20 protein-coding genes are annotated in these 17,730 nt (G+C 74.9%); 13 read left to right on the forward strand and 7 right to left on the reverse strand.

Annotated elements, in window-relative coordinates; all coding sequences use genetic code 11:
• Positions 1–29: 29 nt before the first annotated feature.
• Both LIX60_RS00610 and LIX60_RS00615 read left to right on the forward strand, forming a co-directional pair.
• Complete coding sequence (locus LIX60_RS00610) at positions 30–1,367, forward strand: molybdopterin-dependent oxidoreductase (RefSeq protein WP_227956690.1); 1,338 nt, start codon at positions 30–32, stop codon at positions 1,365–1,367.
• The gene (locus LIX60_RS00615; RefSeq protein ID WP_227956691.1) at positions 1,331–1,867 is read left to right on the forward strand and encodes a hypothetical protein; all 537 of its coding nucleotides are present in this window, start codon (positions 1,331–1,333) and stop codon (positions 1,865–1,867) included. The genes LIX60_RS00610 and LIX60_RS00615 overlap by 37 nt, the downstream gene beginning before the upstream one ends.
• Positions 1,868–2,063: 196 nt before the next feature.
• On the opposite strand, the gene LIX60_RS00620 is transcribed toward LIX60_RS00615, so the two are convergent.
• From LIX60_RS00620 to LIX60_RS00630, 3 genes are read right to left on the reverse strand one after another with little or no spacing between them, the layout of a single operon-like run.
• Positions 2,064–2,735, reverse strand: coding sequence for a methyltransferase domain-containing protein (locus LIX60_RS00620; protein WP_227956692.1), 672 nt, complete (start codon positions 2,733–2,735; stop codon positions 2,064–2,066).
• Entirely contained in the window at positions 2,732–3,382 is a 651-nt protein-coding gene (locus LIX60_RS00625) for a DUF2064 domain-containing protein (protein ID WP_227956693.1), read from the reverse strand. The genes LIX60_RS00620 and LIX60_RS00625 overlap by 4 nt, the downstream gene beginning before the upstream one ends.
• Positions 3,379–4,119, reverse strand: coding sequence for a glycosyltransferase family 2 protein (locus tag LIX60_RS00630; RefSeq protein ID WP_227956694.1), 741 nt, complete (start codon positions 4,117–4,119; stop codon positions 3,379–3,381). The genes LIX60_RS00625 and LIX60_RS00630 overlap by 4 nt, the downstream gene beginning before the upstream one ends.
• Before the next feature lie 114 nt (positions 4,120–4,233).
• Here LIX60_RS00630 and LIX60_RS00635 point away from each other — a divergent pair, with 114 nt between their 5' ends.
• Positions 4,234–4,974 (forward strand): response regulator transcription factor, encoded by a 741-nt coding sequence (locus LIX60_RS00635; protein WP_227956695.1) that lies wholly within the window; start codon positions 4,234–4,236, stop codon positions 4,972–4,974.
• The gene (locus LIX60_RS00640) at positions 4,971–6,107 is read left to right on the forward strand and encodes a sensor histidine kinase KdpD (protein WP_227956696.1); all 1,137 of its coding nucleotides are present in this window, start codon (positions 4,971–4,973) and stop codon (positions 6,105–6,107) included. Before LIX60_RS00635 ends, LIX60_RS00640 begins: the two co-directional genes overlap by 4 nt.
• Here the strand turns inward: LIX60_RS00640 and LIX60_RS00645 are convergent.
• On the reverse strand, positions 6,082–7,155 hold the full coding sequence (locus LIX60_RS00645; protein ID WP_227956697.1) for an NAD(P)-dependent oxidoreductase: 1,074 nt from the start codon (positions 7,153–7,155) through the stop codon (positions 6,082–6,084). The genes LIX60_RS00640 and LIX60_RS00645 overlap by 26 nt on opposite strands.
• A gap of 559 nt (positions 7,156–7,714) precedes the next feature.
• Between LIX60_RS00645 and LIX60_RS00650 the strand changes: the two genes are divergently transcribed.
• From LIX60_RS00650 to LIX60_RS00660, 3 genes are all read left to right on the forward strand, one after another.
• Positions 7,715–8,614 (forward strand): permease, encoded by a 900-nt coding sequence (locus LIX60_RS00650; RefSeq protein ID WP_265584994.1) that lies wholly within the window; start codon positions 7,715–7,717, stop codon positions 8,612–8,614.
• On the forward strand, positions 8,611–9,363 hold the full coding sequence (locus LIX60_RS00655) for a TIGR03943 family protein (RefSeq protein WP_227956699.1): 753 nt from the start codon (positions 8,611–8,613) through the stop codon (positions 9,361–9,363). Before LIX60_RS00650 ends, LIX60_RS00655 begins: the two co-directional genes overlap by 4 nt.
• A 199-nt stretch (positions 9,364–9,562) precedes the next feature.
• Entirely contained in the window at positions 9,563–9,739 is a 177-nt protein-coding gene (locus tag LIX60_RS00660; protein ID WP_167466214.1) for a hypothetical protein, read from the forward strand.
• Between the two features lie 66 nt (positions 9,740–9,805).
• Here LIX60_RS00660 and LIX60_RS00665 read toward each other — a convergent pair whose 3' ends face one another.
• Positions 9,806–11,032 (reverse strand): acyl-CoA dehydrogenase family protein, encoded by a 1,227-nt coding sequence (locus tag LIX60_RS00665; RefSeq protein ID WP_019708347.1) that lies wholly within the window; start codon positions 11,030–11,032, stop codon positions 9,806–9,808.
• Positions 11,033–11,185: 153 nt separating this feature from the next.
• On the opposite strand from LIX60_RS00665, the gene LIX60_RS00670 reads away from it, so the two are divergent.
• Positions 11,186–11,830, forward strand: coding sequence for a TetR family transcriptional regulator (locus tag LIX60_RS00670; RefSeq protein WP_227956700.1), 645 nt, complete (start codon positions 11,186–11,188; stop codon positions 11,828–11,830).
• Between the two features lie 22 nt (positions 11,831–11,852).
• On the opposite strand, the gene def is transcribed toward LIX60_RS00670, so the two are convergent.
• Positions 11,853–12,443 carry a peptide deformylase gene (gene def, locus LIX60_RS00675; protein WP_227956701.1) on the reverse strand — a complete coding sequence of 197 codons (591 nt, stop codon included), beginning with the start codon at positions 12,441–12,443 and terminating at the stop codon, positions 11,853–11,855.
• Between the two features lie 211 nt (positions 12,444–12,654).
• Between def and LIX60_RS00680 the strand changes: the two genes are divergently transcribed.
• From LIX60_RS00680 to LIX60_RS00700, 5 genes are all read left to right on the forward strand, one after another.
• Positions 12,655–13,893, forward strand: a complete 1,239-nt coding sequence (locus tag LIX60_RS00680) for a MurT ligase domain-containing protein (protein ID WP_227956702.1) — start codon at positions 12,655–12,657, stop codon at positions 13,891–13,893.
• A 30-nt stretch (positions 13,894–13,923) separates the two neighbouring features.
• The gene (locus LIX60_RS00685; protein ID WP_019708344.1) at positions 13,924–14,652 is read left to right on the forward strand and encodes a type 1 glutamine amidotransferase; all 729 of its coding nucleotides are present in this window, start codon (positions 13,924–13,926) and stop codon (positions 14,650–14,652) included.
• A gap of 176 nt (positions 14,653–14,828) precedes the next feature.
• A complete protein-coding gene (locus LIX60_RS00690; RefSeq protein WP_125624959.1) occupies positions 14,829–15,854 on the forward strand; it encodes a 6-phosphofructokinase in 1,026 nt (341 codons plus the stop codon).
• A 132-nt stretch (positions 15,855–15,986) separates the two neighbouring features.
• Positions 15,987–16,937: a cytochrome c oxidase assembly protein gene (locus LIX60_RS00695; RefSeq protein ID WP_227956703.1), complete on the forward strand. Its 951-nt coding sequence runs from the start codon at positions 15,987–15,989 to the stop codon at positions 16,935–16,937.
• Between the two features lie 84 nt (positions 16,938–17,021).
• Entirely contained in the window at positions 17,022–17,180 is a 159-nt protein-coding gene (locus LIX60_RS00700) for a hypothetical protein (RefSeq protein WP_227956704.1), read from the forward strand.
• A 286-nt stretch (positions 17,181–17,466) separates the two neighbouring features.
• Here LIX60_RS00700 and LIX60_RS00705 read toward each other — a convergent pair whose 3' ends face one another.
• Positions 17,467–17,730, reverse strand: a complete 264-nt coding sequence (locus LIX60_RS00705; RefSeq protein WP_227956705.1) for a gas vesicle protein K — start codon at positions 17,728–17,730, stop codon at positions 17,467–17,469.

Consider the following 17,730-nt stretch of genomic DNA (forward strand, 5'->3'; position numbering starts at 1 on the left):
TCCCGCGGAACACCACGGAGGGCGGCGCGATGGACGACGACGGCGGGAAGACGGCACGGGGGTCCGGCGGGGCGCGTCCCGTCCGCGGTAAGGCGACGGCGGCGCGGCCCGGCGGGCCGGGCGCCCGGGGGCCGGGCGGGCCCTTCCGGCCCGGCTTCTGGCGCAGTCCGCTGCGCGGGCCCCGGCTGACGTCCGTCCTGGGCATCGTGCTGCTGGTGGGGATCCCCGTGCTGTTCGTGACGGGGCTGCTGTCGTACGCGGCGTACAACCCGGATCTGGCCCGGAACGACCGCACCCCGGACAAGGGGCTGCTCGGCTTCTTCCTGTTCCCCTGGCCCACGGAGCCGCACTGGCTCTACCGGCTCACCCAGGGCGTCCATGTGACGCTGGGCGTCGCGCTGGTGCCGGTGCTGCTGGCCAAGCTCTGGTCGGTCATCCCCCGGCTGTTCACCTGGCCCCCGGTGCGCTCGGTCACCCATGCCCTGGACCGGCTGTCCCTGCTGCTGCTCGTCGGCGGCGGGCTGTTCGTCTTCGCCACCGGCCTTCTCAACATCCAGCTGGAGTACGTCTTCCCCGGCTCGTTCTACCCGCTGCACTTCTACGGCTCCTGGGTCTTCACGGCCGCCTTCGCCGCGCACGCCGCGCTCCGCGTGCCGCGCGCCCTGCGGGTGCTGCGCGGCCGCCGCGCCCGTACGGAGGAGGAGGCCGCCGCCATGGCCGCCCTCGCCGCACCGGAGCCGGCCGCGCCCACCCTCTCCCGCCGGGGCGCGCTCACCGCGGTGGGGGCGGGCTCGCTGCTGCTGGCCGCCACCACGGCGGGGCAGAGCCTCGGCGGGCCGCTGCGCTCCACCGCCGTCCTCGCCCCGCGCGGACGGGAGCCCGGCGGCGGTCCGAACGGCTTCCAGATCAACAAGACGGCGGCCGCCGCGGGCATCCGCGCCGCGGACATCGGCGCGGACTGGCGGCTGACGGTGCGCGGCGGGCCGCGCGAACTCGTTTTCACCCGGGCGGAGTTGCTGGAGCTGCCGCAGCACCGTGCCGCGCTGCCCATCGCCTGTGTGGAGGGCTGGTCGACCTCCGACCAGATGTGGAGCGGGGTCCGGCTGGCGGATCTGGCGGCCCTGGCCGGCTGGGAGCGGGACGCGCCCGGGGTGTTCGTCGAGTCGGCGCAGCGCTCCGGGACGTTCCGGTCGGCCGGGCTCCGCGCCAACCAGGTGCGCGACCCGCTCTCCCTGCTCGCGCTGCGGGTCAACGGAGCCCGGCTCTCGGCCGACCACGGGTATCCGGCGCGGGTGATCGTGCCCGCGAACCCCGGGGTGCACAACACCAAATGGGTCACCCGGCTCACTTTCGGGGGGAACCCGTGAGGCGCCTTCCGCCGCTCCGGGCCGGCGAGCCCCTGTGGTACCCGCCGCTGCTGCTGTGCTCATTCGCCGTGACCGCGTACGCCGGAACGCGCCTGCTGGGCGGCGACGACCCGCTCGGCGTCGTGCTGTGGGTCGTGGGAGCCGCCCTCCTGCACGACCTGGTGCTGCTGCCGCTGTACACCGCGGCGGACCGCGCGGTGGGGGCTCTGCCGCCCCCGCGCCGCCGGTCCGGGGCGGGCGGTGCCGCGCCGGACGCCGCCCGGCCCCGGACACCGTACCGGCCGGGGATCAACCACCTGCGGATTCCCGCCCTGCTGTCCGGGCTGCTGCTGCTCGTCTGGTGGCCGCTGGTCAGCGGCCCGCCGGCGCGGTTCGAGCGGAGTACCGGCCTGAGCGCCGACGGCTTCACCGAACGCTGGCTGCTGCTGACCGCCGCCCTGTTCGCGGTGTCCGCCGGCTGGGCCCTGCTCTCCGCGCTGCGCCGCCGCGCCCGGCGCTGAGGGACGGCGCTGCGCCGAGCGGGCCCGGCGCGCCCCGGCGCGCGGGGTACCGCCTCTCCGCCCCGTCTCCGCCTCCGCCTCTGCCTCCGTGGGTCGGGGCGGTCGGGGCGGGACGGTCGGACGGGACGGGCCGGGCCCGCCGCCGTACGGGATCCTCCCGCCCCGGTCGTCCCGGAGGCGGGAGGGTCCACGGCGTTCAGGGCGCGCGGCGCAGGGCGGTGAAGTGCCGGTGGGACGCGGTCCACTCCTCCGTGACGCACCACCCCTCGGCCCGCGCCCGGCGGGCCAGGGCGGGGCCGCCGACCCGCGCCCAGGGGAAGACGGCCCCCCGGGCCCCGTCGCCGTCGTCCAGATGGACCCAGGCGCGCTCGTCGACGTCCGCGCCCGCGGTTTCGACGAGCAGCAGCCCGCCGGGGGCGACGATCTGCGCGACCCGCCGCAGCAGCGCCGAGGGGTCGCCGCCGATGCCGATGTTGCCGTCGATGAGCAGCGCCGTGCCCCACCGGCTGTCACCCGGCAGCCGGTCGAAGACCGACCGGCGCAGCGCCGCGCCGCCCGCGCGCACGGTGCGCGCGACGGCCGCCGGGCTGGGGTCGATGCCGAGCCCGGGCCGCCCCAGCCGGGTGAGGGCCGCGACGAGCCGGCCGGGGCCGCAGCCGATGTCGAGGACGGAGCCCTCGCAGCGGCGCAGCACGGTCATGTCGGCGGCGTCGGCGCGCGAGCACCAGCGCTCCACCTCCAGCGGGACGAGCCCGCCGTCGTCCCGGCGCAGGAAGAGCGGGCCGCCGCCGGAGCGGAGCGCGGTGTCGTACGGTCCCGCGTGCCACGCGTCCGTGCGGGGCTCCGGGGCCGGGTTCGCAGCGCTCATCGGACGGGCGCCCGGTGCAGTCCGGCCAGGACTCCGGCGAAGTGGCCGCCCGGTGCGGCGGCCGCCGCCAGGAGCGCGTCCGCCGGGGTGTCCACATCGCGCAGCACGGGCAGATCGTGGACCCGCAGCCCGGCGTCCGTCAGCCGCCGCCGCTGCGCGGCGCCGGTTCCGGCCGTGGACATCGGGACGCCGCGCAGCAGCTCCGGCTCGGGCCGGGCGAGGCCGAGGGCCCAGAAGCCGCCGTCCTCGGCGGGCCCGAACCAGGCGTCGCAGTCCTCCCAGGCAGCGGGGGCCAGGGCGGGGGCCAGCAGGCCGGTGGTGATCTGCGGGGTGTCCATGCCGATGAGGAGGGCGGGGCCGTCGCAGTGGGCGAAGGCGGCGGCGAGCCGTTCGTCGAGCCCGCCCGCGCACTGGGGCACGACCTCGATGCCGGGCGGCAGCCACGGTCCGGTGCGGCCGTCGAGCACCAGGATCCGCCGCCGGGCGGGTGCGCCGAGCACCGTCCGCAGGGTGTCGCGGAGGGCGGCGGCGGCGAGCAGGGCGGCCTCGTCGGGGGTGTAGTGCGGTGTCAGCCGGGTCTTGACGCGGCCGGGCACCGGCTCCTTGGCGATGACGAGCACGGTGGTCGGGGCCTGTGGCGGGCTCATCGGCTCCCCGCCCCCGCGGCCGCCGGGGCGCGGCGTTCCGGCGCGGGCTCCCGCAGGACGGCGCGCATGTCGCGGACCGCGTGGACCGTGCCGCGCCAGGTGCCGGTCACCTTCGAGGCGCCGGTCCTGGGCCGGTACGGGACGTCCTGTTCCGCGATCCGCCAGCCGGCGTCGGCGGCCCGTACGACCATCTGCAGCGGATAGCCGCTGCGCCGGTCGGTGATGCCCAGCCCGAGGAGGGCTTCCCGGCGCGCGGCCCGCAGGGGGCCGAGGTCGCGCAGGCGGGCTCCGGTGCGGCGGCGGATCATCCGGGCGAGGACGGCGTTGCCCGCCCGGGCGTGGAGCGGCCAGGCCCCGCGTCCGGTCGGCCGTCTGCGGCCGAGCACCAGGTCCGCCTCCCCGGCCGTGACCCGGGACACGAGGGCGGGCAGCAGGCCGGGGTCGAGGGAGGCGTCGCAGTCGCAGAAGCAGACGATGTCGGCGTCGGAGGCGAGCAGCCCGGCGTGGCAGGCGGCGCCGAAGCCGCGCCGGGACTCCGTCACCACCGTGGCGCCGTGCTCCCGGGCGACGCCGGCCGAGCCGTCGGTTGAGCCGTTGTCCACGACCAGGGGCCGCCAGCCGGCCGGAACGCGGGCGAGGACCCAGGGCAGGGCCTCCGCCTCGTCCAGGCAGGGCAGCACGACGTCCACGCGCGGATGGCTGGTTACAGGCGTTGTCGAATCGGTCACGGCCACCACACTACGAAGACAAAAGCGACATATAGAACTTTGACTTCTTACGAAACCCGGACATCGGCTCCCGGCGGCCCCCATCCGCTCCCGCTCCCCGCCCCGGGCTGCGAGTCTGGCCGCATGCAGCAGACTTCACCGGGAGCCCGGGTCCTCGTGGTGGACGACGACCCCACCGTCGCCGAGGTCGTCACGGGCTACCTCGAACGCGACGGCCACGTCGTCGACCGGGCGGCCGACGGCCCCTCCGCCCTCGCCCGCGCGGACGCCCGATGGCCCGATCTCGTCGTCCTGGACCTCATGCTCCCCGGCATGGACGGGCTCGCCGTCTGCCGGGGCCTGCGCGAACGCGGCCCCGTCCCCGTCATCATGCTGACGGCGCGCGGCGAGGAGGACGACCGGATCCTCGGCCTGGAGGTCGGGGCGGACGACTATGTGACCAAGCCCTTCAGCCCGCGCGAACTGGCCCTGCGGGTGCGGTCGGTGCTCCGCCGCGGCACCGCCGGCGGCGTTCGGCCGCCCGGCCGGCCCCTGACGCACGCCGGGATCGGGCTGGACCCGGCGGCGCGGCGTGTCGTGCGGAATGGCACGGAAGTGTCGCTCACCGTACGGGAGTTCGACCTGCTGGCCTACCTGATGCGGCACCCGGGACAGGCGTTCGGGCGGGAGGAGCTGATGCGGGCCGTCTGGGGCTGGGAGTTCGGCGATCTGTCGACCGTCACCGTGCACGTCCGCCGGCTGCGCGGGAAGATCGAGGCCGACCCGGCCTCCCCCCGCCTGATCACCACGGTGTGGGGTGTCGGCTACCGCTTCGACGCCCCGCCGCCGGACCCGGCGCCGGCGGAGAGCGGGACCCGGCCGTGACCGACACCCTGCTGATCGCCCTGTTCGCCTTCCTCGGCGCGGCCGCCGCCGGCCTGGCGGGCGCGCTCGCCCTGCGGCTGCTGCGCCACCGCTCGCTCACCCTCTCGCTGACCGTCGTGGCCGCCGTGGCGGTGACCGCCATGCTGGCCGGGACCCTCGCCGTGGCCTGGGCGATGTTCCTCTCCCCGCACGACCTGTGGGTGGTCACCACGGTGTGCGCCATGGCCGCCGTGGTCTCCCTGGCCACCGCCCTCCTGCTCGGCCGCTGGGTGGTGGCCCGCAGCAACGCCCTCACGCTGGCCGCCCGGTCCTTCGGCGAGGACGGCGGCTTCGTCCCGCCCGCGGCCCCGGGCACGGCGGAGATCGACGCGCTGGTCCGCGAACTGGCGGCCACCAGCGAGAAGCTGGAGGCCTCCCGGGAGCGCGAGCGGGCCCTGGAGTCGTCCCGCCGGGAACTGGTCGCCTGGATCTCGCACGATCTGCGCACGCCGCTGGCCGGGCTGCGGGCCATGGCCGAGGCGCTGGAGGACGGCATGGCGGCCGACCCGGACCGCTTCTTCCGGCAGATCCGCACCGAGGTGGACCGCCTCAACGCCATGGTCGGCGACCTCTTCGAGCTCTCCCGCATCCACGCCGGCGCGCTGCCGCTCAGCCCGGTGCGGGTCTCCGCCGCCGAACTGGTGGGCGAGGCGCTCGACGGGGTGAGCCCGCTGGCCCGGGAGCACGGCGTGCGGCTGGTCGGCGAACGGGATGACGCCGTGGCGGTCGAGGTGGACGCACAGGCCATGTCCCGCGTCCTCGGCAACCTCATGATCAACGCCATCCGCCGGACACCGGCCGACGGCACGGTCGCGGTGTCCGCGCGGCGCGGCAGCGACGACACCTCCGTGGTCCTCTCCGTCACCGACGGGTGCGGCGGCATCCCGGAGGAGGACCTCCCCCGGGTCTTCGACACCGGCTGGCGCGGCACCCACGCCCGGACCCCTCCGGCGGGCAACGGGCCTCCGGCGGGCGCGGGCCTCGGCCTGGCCATCGTCCGGGGCCTGGTCGAGGCGCACGCGGGCCGGGCCGCCGTGCGCAACGTGCGCGGCGGCTGCCGCTTCGAGGTCACCCTGCCGGCCGCCCCGCCGTGACCGGCTCCCGCTGCGGCGCGCGGGCGAACTCCGCCATTCCCTCGGCGAACCCGACCGCGGGCCGCCAGCCCAGCTCGGTCATCAGCCGCTGCGAGGAGGCGGTGATGTGCCGCACGTCGCCCAGCCGGTACTCCCCCGTGACGACCGGCTCCGGACCACCGCAGGCGCGGGCCAGCTCGGCCGCCGTCTCCCCGACGGTGCGGGGCGTGCCGCTGCCGGTGTTGTAGGCCCGGAAGCTCCCCGCGGGGCGGCCGGGCAGCGCCGCCAGCACGGCGAGGTTGGCGGCGGCGACGTCGCGGACGTGGACGAAGTCCCGCCGCTGGCCGCCGTCCTCGAAGACCCGGGGCGCCTCCCCCCGGGCGAGGGCCGAGCGGAACAGCGAGGCGACCCCGGCGTACGGGGTGTCGCGCGGCATCCCCGGCCCGTAGACGTTGTGGTAGCGCAGCGAGACCGCCCGGCCGCCGGTGGCCCGGGCCCAGGCCGCCGCGAGGTGCTCCTGGGCCAGCTTGGTCGCCGCGTAGACGTTCCGCGGATCGGCCGGCGCGTCCTCGGCGACCGGTCCGGGCTCCAGCGGCAGGCCGCACTCCGGGCAGGCGCATTCGAAGCGCCCGGCGTCGAGATCGGCCGGCTCGCGGGGGCCGGGGCGCACGGTCCCGTGCCGGGGGCAGTCGTAGCGGCCCTCGCCGTAGACCACCATCGACCCGGCGAGCACCAGCCGCGGCACCCCCGCCGCCGCCATGGCGTCCAGCAGGACGGCCGTGCCGAGGTCGTTGCAGCCCACGTACTCGGGCGCGTCGGCGAAGTTCTTCCCCAGTCCGACCATCGCGGCCTGGTGGCAGACGGCCGACACGCCGTGCAGGGCGCCGGCGACGGCGGCCCGGTCCCGGACGTCGGCCCGGACCAGGCGGGCCTCCGCGGCCGGCGGCCGGCCGGCGTGGGCCCGTGGGTGCAGGCTGTCCAGAACGACGGGTTCGTGCCCGGCGGCGGCCAGGGCGGTGACGATGTGCGAGCCGATGAACCCGGCTCCTCCGGTGACGAGTACGCGCATGACGGTGACGCTAGGCGACGGAACCGCCCGGCGGGCCGCTCCGCGCCCGGTGGTCACGGATTCGTAAGACCCGGGGCCGGGCGCGAGGAGCCCGGTACAAGAGTGGCCCGTCCGGTGCGACGGGGGATGCACACCGGACGGGCACATGACCTTTCTACCGCATCACGGCCGCCTTATGCGGCAAAAACGTATTCGGTTTTACGCCAATGGTGGCCCGGCTCGGGAGCGCCCGCGCTCTCCGCCGCCCCCGGCGTTCCCGGCCGCCGTACGGCCTCCGGACAGCAGCACGGAGCGCTCCCCGATCGGCTGAAACCCGGCCGAACCACCCGGCACCGCTCCGTTCCGTGACTACGCTGAACACCCCCCGTCACCGACGTTCGAGGTCAGTGTGCAGAGCGCGGAAGAGCTGGTGAGCCCGGAGCCACCGCCGTCCACACCCCCGGCCGCGAGACTCCCCGGCCCCCCGTTCCGGGGCGGCGCGGCGGGCCGCGCCCTCACCGGCTTCGCCGGCCGGCTGCCCGGGACCACCACGCTCGCGGGCTGGGCCGCGGCGGTCGTCCTGATCGTCGCCGCCTCACCGTGGGCCACCCATCCGGCGGTTCAGGCGTGGCGCACGGTGAGCGTCGCCATCGCCGTGCAGGCCCTGCCCTTCCTGCTGCTGGGCACGGCCCTGTCCGGGGCGATCAACGCCTTCGTGCCGGAGCGGTGGTTCACCGGGATGCTGCCGCGGCGGCCCGCGCTGGCCGTACCGGTGGCGAGCGCGGCCGGAATGGTGCTGCCGGGCTGCGAGTGCGCCTCCGTACCGGTGGCCGGAAGTCTCATCCGGCGCGGGGTGACGCCGGCCGCCGCGCTGGCCTTCCTGCTGTCGGCGCCCGCGGTCAACCCGGTCGTGCTCACCGCCACGGCCGTGGCCTTCCCCGGCTCGCCGGAGATGGTGGCGGCCCGGCTGCTGGCCTCGCTGCTGGTCTCGGCCGTCATGGGCTGGCTCTGGCTGCGGCTGGGCCGCGAGGAGTGGCTGCGGCTCCCGGCCCGCCGCGGCGGGCACCGGCCCGGACGCCGCCGCCGGGAGGAGTTCCGGCTCGGGTTCCAGCACGACTTCCTGCACGCCGGGGGCTTCCTGGTGCTGGGCGCGATGGCCGCCGCGACCTTCAACGTGGCGGTGCCCCGCTCCGTGCTCGACGCGTTCGCGGACTCGGCCTGGCTGTCGGTGCTCTTCCTGGCCGCGCTGGCGGTCGTGCTGGCGGTCTGCTCCGAGGCCGACGCCTTCGTCGCCGCGTCGCTGACCGGCTTCTCCCCCACCGCCCGGCTGGCGTTCATGGTGGTCGGGCCGATGGTCGACCTGAAACTGATCGCGCTCCAGTCCGGCACCTTCGGCCGGGCCTTCGCCGTCCGGTTCTCGACCGCGACGGCCGTCGTGGCCGTCGCCGCGAGCGCGCTGACCGGGTGGTGGCTGCTGTGAGGCGCAACGTCCAGGTGCTGCTGCTGGTCCTGTCCGGCGCGGGGGTGCTGCACATCTCGCTGCTGACGGATGTCTGCCTGCGGTTCGTGAAGGAGGGGCTGCGCCCGGCGCTCGTGCTGTCGGGAGCCGTACTGGTGCTGCTGGGCCTGGTGGCGGCGGCCCGGGACGGCTTCCCGTACGACCGGCGGCGGCAGGCGGGCGGCCACGGCGGTGCCGGCGGCCACGGCCACGGCCACGGCCACGATCACGCGCGGGGCCCGGGGATCGCCTGGCTGCTCTTCTTCCCCGCGCTCAGCCTGCTGTTCTTCACCCCGCCCGCGCTGGGCGCGTACACGGCGGCCCGGGAGACCGGGGCGCCCGCCCAGGGGCCGGTGCGGAACTTCCCGCCGCTGCCCGAGGGGTCGCCCGTGCCGCTGACGCTGACCGAGTTCCAGCTCCGCGCCCGGCAGGACCGGTCGCGGAGCCTGGAGGACCGCACGGTGGCGCTCATGGGATTCGTCACACCCGCCCCGGACGGGGGGTGGTTTCTGTCCCGACTGCTGGTCAGCTGCTGTGCGGCGGACTCGCGGGCGGTGAAAATCAGGGTCCGCGGGGCCGTTCCGCCGCCCGCCGACTCCTGGGTGCGGGTCACCGGCCGCCGGCACCCCGGACCCGCGTCCGGGGAGGTGGCGATCGACGCGGAGATGGTGCGCCCGGTGCCCGGGCCGGTCAATCCGTACCAGGACTCCGCACCGCCTCCGACCAGGTGAAACACCGGTCCCTGAGGGGGCGCGGCATCCGGTTCCGGACATTGGCGAGGCCCCGCGCACGGGGGAGAACGCGGGGCCTCACTCTGAAGAACGGCCGGCACGGGGGAAAGGTTCCGGTCTCCGGGAAACTCTTTGCGGGGGCACGGGCCGGAAACCGGTGGAGAACCGGTTGTCACACCGGCGCCGTATTCTGGAGGACATGTCTACCCCTGGACCCTCTGTCCCCACGCGTCCGGCCGCCGACCACGCGAACGCGGCGATCCGCGCTTTCGTGGCGGGCCGCACCTCGTGGTCGGCGGCCGATCTCGCGGAGCTCGACCGGCTCCGCACGGAGTGGCGGCGCGCGCTCCGCGAGGAGATCACCCGGGCGGCCTGAGCCCTCTCCCCCGCCGGCCGGGCCGCGGATCACCCCGCGGCCGGCCGCGCCGCCGGAGCCGGTCCGTCAGCGGATCGGCATCCCCGACAGCGTCCGGGCGATGACCAGGCGCTGGATCTCGCTGGTCCCCTCGAAGATCGTGTAGATCGCCGCGTCGCGGTGCATCCGCTCCACCGGGTACTCCCGGGTGTAGCCGTTGCCGCCGAGGATCTGCATGGCCTGGGCGGTGACGGTCTTGGCGACCTCGCCCGCGTAGAGCTTCGACATCGAGCCCTCGGCCGCGGTGAAGGGCTTGCCGGAGGCCGCCATCCAGGAGGCCCGCCAGACCAGCAGCCGGGCCGCGTCGATCTGGGTGCGCATGTCGGCCAGCTGGAAGGCGATGCCCTGGTTGTCGATGATCGGCCGGCCGAACTGCACCCGGGTCTTGGCGTAGTCGAGGGCGACCTCGTACGCGGCGCGGGCGATGCCGACGGCCTGGGCGCCGACCGCCGGGCGGGACGCCTCGAAGGTGGCCATGGCGGCGTTCTTCACCCGCTCGCCGCCGCTCCTGGCGCGCTCGCGGGCGCGGGCCAGCCGCTCGTCGAGCTTCTCCTTGCCGCCCAGCAGGCAGCTGCCGGGGACCCGGACGTCCTCCAGGACGACCTCCGCCGTGTGCGAGGCGCGGATGCCGTGCTTCTTGAACTTCTGGCCCTGCGAGAGGCCCTTGGTGCCCGGCGGGACGATGAAGGAGGCGTGGCCCTTGGAGCCCAGCTCCGGGTCGACGACGGCCACGACGACGTGGACGTTGGCGATGCCGCCGTTGGTCGCCCAGGTCTTGGTGCCGTTGAGCACCCACTCGTCCTTGGCCTCGTCGTAGACGGCGCGGGTGCGCATGGCGGAGACGTCGGAACCCGCGTCCGGCTCGGAGGAGCAGAAGGCGGCGACCTTCACGTCGTCCGCGTCGCCGTACATCTGGGGCACCCAGGTGCCGATCTGCTCCTCGGTGCCGTTGGCGAGCACGCCGACGGCGGCGAGGCCCGTGCCGACGATCGAGAGGCCGATGCCGGCGTCACCCCAGAACAGTTCCTCCATCGTCATGGCGATGCCGAGACCGGTCGGGTCGAAGAACTGCTGGGCGTAGAAGTCCAGCGAGTAGAGGCCGATCTTGGCGGCCTCCTGGATGACGGGCCACGGGGTCTCCTCGCGTTCGTCCCACTCGGCCGCGGCCGGCCGCATCACGTCCGCGGCGAAACCGTGGATCCACTCCCGGACGGCCTTCTGCTCGTCGTCGAGATCGAGCGCGAACTCTGCCATGTCCCCTCCACCTGCTTGTTACTTGCGGTAACTATACCCTGTTACCGGCTGGTAGGCCCTGTCAAGCCCAGCCGCCCGTCCCGTCCCCGCCCGGGTGAAGTGTTACGTTGCGTCGCGGGGACCGAGCCGGAAGGACGGGGTGGGAGAGACGCCATGGAGACCAGTCAGCGGGAAGACCAGCAGCGGGCGGCCCGCCGCCGGCGCAAGGAACTGCTGGAGGCCGCGGACCGGGTGGTTCTGCGCGACGGCCCCGGCGCCTCGATGAACGCCATCGCCGCCGAGGCCGGGATCACCAAACCCATCCTCTACCGGCACTTCGGCGACAAGAGCGGCCTCTACCGGGCGCTGGCCGTCCGGCACACCGACGCGCTGCTCGCCGGTCTCCGGACCGCCCTCGACGCCCCGGCGGCCGACCGCCGCGAGCGCGTCGAGCGCACCCTCGACACCTATCTTGCGGCCATCGAGGCCCGGCCGCAGGTCTACCGCTTCCTCATGCACCCGGGCGAGGAGCCGAGCAGCTCCGAGCAGGGCTTCGACACCCGCCACTCCGCCCCGCTGCTGCGCCGGATGGGCGAGGAGCTCGCCCAGGTCATCGCCGAGCGGGTCGTCCTCGGCGACGACGGCGACGAGCGGGCCCGGATCTGGGGGCACGGCATCGTCGGCATGATGCACGCCGCCGGCGACTGGTGGCTGCGGGAACGCCCCGCTCCCCGCGCCCACTTGGTGCGCCACCTCGCCGATCTGCTCTGGGGGCAGCTGGCCGAGGCCGGCGACCGGACGGGCGGGCCCGGCTTCTGACGAACCGGCCGCCCGGAGCCGCTCAGCCACCCGGCCCGGCCGGGACCGCCGCCTGTGCCGCGGCCCGGTCCGGATCCCGGTTCCAGGCCGCGCGCCGGACCGCCCGCAGCGCCCGGCGGCGGCGCAGACCCGCGACCCGGTCCAGATAGAGCCCGCCGTCCAGATGATCCGTCTCGTGCTGGAGGCAGCGCGCGAAGAAGCCGCTGCCCGTCACCCGCACCGGGGCGCCCGTGCGGTCCCGGCCCTCGACGACGGCGTGGTCGAGGCGGCTCGTGCCGGCCTCGATCCCGGGCAGCGACAGACAGCCCTCGGGGCCGGTCACCGACACCCCGCCGGTCTCCACCAGCCGGGGGTTGACCACATGGCCGAGGTGCCTGCGGTCCTCGTCGTCCGGGCAGTCGTAGACGAACACCCGCAGCGGCACCCCGATCTGGTTGGCCGCCAGACCGACGCCGCGGGCGGCGTACATGCTCGCGAAGAGGTCCTCCACCAGCCGGGCCAGTTCCCCGTCGAAGGACGTGACCTCCGCGCAGGGCGTACGCAGCACCGGATCTCCCAGCAGCCGCACCGGCCGGACGGAGCCCGAACTGCCGGGAATCGCACCATGTCGCATGGCGGCCAGCGTACGGAGCGCCCGTCCGGGCCGGGACGGCGGGTAACAGCAAGGTGGCAGAAGGGTGGCAGGTTCGGGGCCGCGCCCGGATCTCGATAGGCTGAGCGGCGACCGATCCCTCCCGGCTGGTGATTCGGCGCGGAGGGGGCCGTTCCACCCGGCCGGCCGGGTGGCGGGGGTGCGGCGCCGGATGCGAGGAGGAGCAAGGACGATGGCAGGCAACTCGGACCCGCTGACGCCGCGGGCCAAGCTGGCCGTGACGGCGGGCAGGGCCGCGGCAGCGGCATCACGGGCGGTGGGCCGCGGCAGCGGATCCGTGATCGGCGGCAAGGTCGCGCTGCGGCTCGACCCGGACCTGCTGGCCCGTCTGGCGGGCCATCTGGACGTGATCCTGGTCTCGGCCACCAACGGCAAGACGACCACCACCCGGCTGATCGCCGAGGCGCTGCGTGCCAGCGGTCCCGTGGTGTCGAACGCGCTGGGCGCGAACATGCCCGCGGGCATCACCTCGGCGCTGGCGGGCGGTTCGGACGCCCGGTTCGGCGTCATCGAGGTCGACGAGAAGTACCTCGCCGGGGTCGCGCGGGACGTCACGCCCAAGGCCATCGCCCTGCTCAACCTCTCCCGCGACCAGCTCGACCGCGCCGCCGAGACCCGGATGCTCGCCGAGAAGTGGCGCGAGGGCCTGGCCGGCAACAAGGCGACGGTCATCGCCAACTGCGACGACCCGCTGATCGCCTGGGCCGCCTCGTCCTCCCCCAACGTGGTGTGGGTCGCGGCGGGCCAGGCCTGGAAGGACGACGCCTGGTCCTGCCCGTCCTGCGGCGGTGTGCTCCAGCGGCCCTCCGACGACTGGTTCTGTTCCGAGTGCGGCTTCCGCCGCCCGATGCCGAGCTGGGCGCTGGCCGGCGACCAGGTGGTGGACCCGCACGGCTCGGCCTGGCCGATCCGGCTGCGGCTGCCCGGCCGGGCGAACAAGGCCAACGCCGCGACCTCCGCCGCCGTCGCCGCGCACTTCGGGGTCCCCCCGCAGGTGGCGCTGGAGCGGATGTACGAGGTGCAGGCGGTCGCCGGCCGCTACGACGTCGTGCAGTTCCAGGGCCGCGACCTGCGGCTGCTGCTGGCCAAGAACCCGGCCGGCTGGCTGGAGACCTTCTCCCTCATCGACCCGCCGCCCACCCCGGTGATCCTCTCCGTCAACGCCCGCGGCGCGGACGGCACCGACACCTCCTGGCTGTGGGACGTCGACTACGGCCGGCTCGCCGGCCACCCGATCTTCGTCATCGGCGACCGCAAGCTGGACCTGGCCGTACGGCTGGAGGTCGCGGGGCTCGACTTCCGCGTCTGCGAGAACGTCGACGAGGCCGTGGGGCAGGCGCCGCCCGGACGCATCGAGGTGATCGCCAACTACACGGCCTTCCAGGACCTCCGCCGCCGCGTGGGCAACTGACCCCGCCCGAACCCCTTGAGGAATGCGAGCATGAGCGACAGCAGCCTGCGCCTGGTCTGGGTCTACCCGGACCTGCTGAGCACGTACGGCGACCAGGGCAACGTCCTGGTGGTGGAGCGGCGGGCGCGCCAGCGGGGCCTGGAGGTCTCACGCGTGGACGTCCGCAGCGACCAGCCGGTGCCCACCTCCGGCGACATCTATCTGATCGGCGGCGGCGAGGACCGGCCGCAGCGGCTGGCGGCCGAGCGGCTGCGCCGCGACGGCGGCCTCAGCCGGGCGGTGGCCAACGGCGCGATCGTCTTCTCCGTCTGCGCCGGCTACCAGATCCTGGGCCACGAGTTCGTCAATGACCTCGGCGAGAAGGAGCCGGGGCTCGGCCTGCTGGACGTGGTGAGCACCCGGGGCGAGGCCGCCCGGTGCGTCGGCGACGTCCTGGCCGACATCGACGGCCGGCTGAACCTGCCGCCGCTGACGGGTTTCGAGAACCACCAGGGCGTCACCCACCTCGGCCCGACGGCGCGCCCGTTCGCCCGGGTCCGCTTCGGCAACGGCAACGGCACGGGCGACGGCACCGAGGGCGCGTACAACGACACCGTCTTCGGTACGTACATGCACGGGCCGGTGCTGGCCCGCAATCCGCAGATCGCCGATCTGCTGCTCAAGCTGGCCCTCGACGTGAACGCGCTGCCGCCGACCGACGACCGCTGGTACGAGGCGCTGCGCCAGGAGCGGATCGCCGCGGCGACCCAGCCCGCCTGAGCCGGATCCGTCGCCGGGCGGGCCGGGAGCCCGGCGACGGTTGACGGCGGGATGAACAGTCCGGTCCGCTCCTCGGACAGCACCCCGCCCCGCCACCCCGCGCTTGTAGGGTGGCGGGGATCCAACCGGACGACGGCGTCCGGTCTCCGGTTGAGTTGCAGAGGTTTGGATACGCCATGCGTATTGGTGTGCTCACGTCCGGCGGCGACTGCCCCGGTCTGAACGCTGTCATCCGGTCGGTCGTGCACCGCGCCGTCGCGGACCACGGCGACGAGGTCATCGGCTTCAACGACGGCTGGAAGGGCCTGCTGGAGGCCGACTACCGCACGCTGGACCTGGACGCGGTGGGCGGCATCCTCGCCCGCGGCGGCACCATCCTCGGCTCGTCCCGCGTCCAGCCGGCCCATCTCGTGGACGGGGTGGAGCGGGCCCGGGGCCATGTCGAGGAGCTCGGCCTGGACGCCGTCATCCCGATCGGCGGCGAGGGGACCCTCAAGGCGGCGCGGCTGCTCTCCGACGCCGGGCTGCCGATCGTCGGGGTGCCCAAGACCATCGACAACGACATCGCCGGCACCGATGTCACCTTCGGGTTCGACACCGCGGTGGGCGTCGCCACCGAGGCGCTGGACCGGCTCAAGACCACCGCCGAGTCCCACCAGCGGGTGCTGATCGTGGAGGTCATGGGGCGGCACACCGGCTGGATCGCGCTGCACTCCGGCATGGCGGCCGGCGCCCACGCCATCGTCGTCCCCGAGCGGCCCTTCGACATCGACGAGCTGACCGCCCGGGTCGGCAAGCGGTTCCTGGCCGGGAAGAAGTTCGCGATCGTGGTCGTCGCCGAGGGCGCCAAGCCCCGCGCCGGCTCGATGGACTTCGACATCGGCGGCAAGGACATCTACGGGCACGAGCGGTTCGCCGGTGTCGCCCGGCAGCTCTCCACCGAGCTGGAGCACCGGCTCGGCAAGGAGGCCCGCCCGGTCATCCTCGGCCACGTCCAGCGGGGCGGCACCCCCACCGCGTACGACCGGGTGCTGGCCACCCGCTTCGGCTGGCACGCGGTCGAGGCCGTGCACCGCCGCGAGTTCGGCAGGATCACCGCACTCCGCGGCACCGACATCCGGCTGATCCCGATAGCCGAGGCGGTGGAGTCCCTCAAGACCGTGCCGCGGGAGCGGTACGCCGAGGCCGAGACCGTGCTCTGACCGGCCGGAACGCTCCGGAACGCCCCCGGCCGGGGTTCCGGCCGGGGGCGGTTCTACTCTGGTGGCTGCGGAGGGCGCGGATCGCGCGGAACCCCCGCGAAAGCGGTATTCCCGCGCAAGAGGAGAGAGCGGATGGACCACGGCGAACACGGCATGACCATGGACCTGCCGCCCTTCACCCTCGCCCGGGGCATGGAGTTCACGGGCGACCCGTTCTTCCTCGCCGCCTGCCTGGTGGCGCTGGCCCTCTACGGCTGGGCCGTGCTCCGGCTGCGGCGGCGCGGTGACGCCTGGCCGGTGGCCCGCACGGTCGCCTGGGTCTCGGGTCTGGCCAGCATCGTGCTGGTGATGTCCACCGGGCTTAACGAGTACGGCATGGTCATGTTCAGCGTGCACATGGTGCAGCACATGGTGATCAGCATGGTCTCGCCGATCCTGCTGCTGCTCGGCGCGCCGGTGACGCTCGCGCTGCGGGCCCTGCCGACGGCGCGGCGCGGCCACCGCGGCCCGCGGGAACTGCTGGTGGCGCTGCTGCACAGCCGCTATGTGCGGATCATCTCGCACCCGGCGTTCACCATCCCGATGTTCATCGCGAGCCTCTACGGGCTGTACTTCACCCCGCTCTTCGACTGGCTGATGGGCAGCACGGCCGGGCACATCGCGATGATGGTGCACTTCCTGGCGGTGGGTCTGGCCTTCTTCTGGCCGATCATGGGCGTGGACCCGGGACCGCACCGTCCCGGTTACATCATGCGGATGCTGGAGCTCTTCGCCGGGATGCCCTTCCACGCGTTCTTCGGCATCGCGCTGATGATGGCGACGGCGCCGATGGTCGGGACGTACGCCGATCCGCCCGTGTCGCTGGGGCTCGACGCGCTGGCCGACCAGCAGGCGGCGGGAGGCATCGCCTGGGCGTTCAGCGAGATCCCCTCGGTGATCGTGCTGGTGGCCCTGCTCTACCAGTGGCACGGCTCGGAGGAGCGGCAGGCCAGGCGCTCCGACCGGGCCGCGGACCGCGACGGCGACCAGGAGCTGACCGCCTACAACGCCTACCTGGCGTCACTCCAGTCACGCGGTCGGTAGCGGCGGAGGCCGCTTCGGGGTGACGATGGACTCCTGGCCGCGGTCCGCGCGTCCGCGCGGGGACCGCCGGGAGGAGGATGCGGTATGCCCGGATCGGTGAAGACCCTGACGGTCGCCACGGTGGCCGCCCTGGTCGTGGTGACCGCGTACACGGCGGCCCTGGGCGGCAGCGGCTGGCTGTGGTTCGGCTGGATCGTGCTGGCCGGGGTCACGGCCGGCGCGGTGGCGCTGCGGCGCCGGTGAGACGCCGCGGCGGCGTACGGGGCCCCCGGGCCCGCGGTTGTCCCCGGTGCGGACGGCGGACGGCCGGCGACGAGGGCCGGGGGTGAGCCGTCCGGTCACCGGCCGGGCAGGGGTCTGAACGCGTGGTCCGCCGCGGGTGCTCACCGGCCCGGCGGCCCAGCGGCCCGGAACGTCCGTGGCGGAGCGCCGCGCGGGACGTCGCCGGGGAGATCGCGCCGGGCCGGCCCGGCGCGGCAGTGCCCCGCTCCCGGTTCCGCACGGCGCGGGAACGGGGAACGGGGCGGGATCAGTCGCGGGGCAGCAGGGTTCCCAGGGGGCCCAGGTCGAGGTTGAGGTCCTCGGGGCGCAGCCCGAACCGTTCGCGGAGTTCGGCCATCCGCTCCTCCAGCAGCATCAGCGTCGTCCCGATGCGCTCGATCTGGTCCTCGGTGAGGTCCTCCTCCTCCACCCGGCGGATCGCCTGCCGCTCCATCAGCTGCCGGAGCAGTTCGACGACGGTGAGGACGAGGGCCACCAGGTCCCGGGCGACGGTGTCGGGCTCGATGTCCAT

It is taken from the genome of Streptomyces sp. S07_1.15 (genome assembly GCF_020739505.1).
Taxonomy (GTDB): domain Bacteria; phylum Actinomycetota; class Actinomycetes; order Streptomycetales; family Streptomycetaceae; genus Streptomyces; species Streptomyces xinghaiensis.

Excerpts from the sequence above, each read along its gene's own strand:
- LIX60_RS00700 (WP_227956704.1), top strand. The coding sequence starts at position 17,022 with ATGCCCGGATCGGTGAAGACCCTGACGGTCGCCACGGTGGCCGCCCTG.
- LIX60_RS00620 (WP_227956692.1), bottom strand. The coding sequence starts at position 2,735 with ATGAGCGCTGCGAACCCGGCCCCGGAGCCCCGCACGGACGCGTGGCAC.
- LIX60_RS00690 (WP_125624959.1), top strand. The coding sequence starts at position 14,829 with ATGCGTATTGGTGTGCTCACGTCCGGCGGCGACTGCCCCGGTCTGAAC.
- LIX60_RS00680 (WP_227956702.1), top strand. The coding sequence starts at position 12,655 with ATGGCAGGCAACTCGGACCCGCTGACGCCGCGGGCCAAGCTGGCCGTG.
- LIX60_RS00685 (WP_019708344.1), top strand. The coding sequence starts at position 13,924 with ATGAGCGACAGCAGCCTGCGCCTGGTCTGGGTCTACCCGGACCTGCTG.
- LIX60_RS00665 (WP_019708347.1), bottom strand. The coding sequence starts at position 11,032 with ATGGCAGAGTTCGCGCTCGATCTCGACGACGAGCAGAAGGCCGTCCGG.
- def (WP_227956701.1), bottom strand. The coding sequence starts at position 12,443 with ATGCGACATGGTGCGATTCCCGGCAGTTCGGGCTCCGTCCGGCCGGTG.
- LIX60_RS00615 (WP_227956691.1), top strand. The coding sequence starts at position 1,331 with ATGGGTCACCCGGCTCACTTTCGGGGGGAACCCGTGAGGCGCCTTCCG.
- LIX60_RS00670 (WP_227956700.1), top strand. The coding sequence starts at position 11,186 with ATGGAGACCAGTCAGCGGGAAGACCAGCAGCGGGCGGCCCGCCGCCGG.
- LIX60_RS00625 (WP_227956693.1), bottom strand. The coding sequence starts at position 3,382 with ATGAGCCCGCCACAGGCCCCGACCACCGTGCTCGTCATCGCCAAGGAG.
- LIX60_RS00645 (WP_227956697.1), bottom strand. The coding sequence starts at position 7,155 with ATGCGCGTACTCGTCACCGGAGGAGCCGGGTTCATCGGCTCGCACATC.
- LIX60_RS00660 (WP_167466214.1), top strand. The coding sequence starts at position 9,563 with ATGTCTACCCCTGGACCCTCTGTCCCCACGCGTCCGGCCGCCGACCAC.
- LIX60_RS00695 (WP_227956703.1), top strand. The coding sequence starts at position 15,987 with ATGGACCACGGCGAACACGGCATGACCATGGACCTGCCGCCCTTCACC.
- LIX60_RS00705 (WP_227956705.1), bottom strand. The coding sequence starts at position 17,730 with ATGGACATCGAGCCCGACACCGTCGCCCGGGACCTGGTGGCCCTCGTC.
- LIX60_RS00635 (WP_227956695.1), top strand. The coding sequence starts at position 4,234 with ATGCAGCAGACTTCACCGGGAGCCCGGGTCCTCGTGGTGGACGACGAC.
- LIX60_RS00610 (WP_227956690.1), top strand. The coding sequence starts at position 30 with ATGGACGACGACGGCGGGAAGACGGCACGGGGGTCCGGCGGGGCGCGT.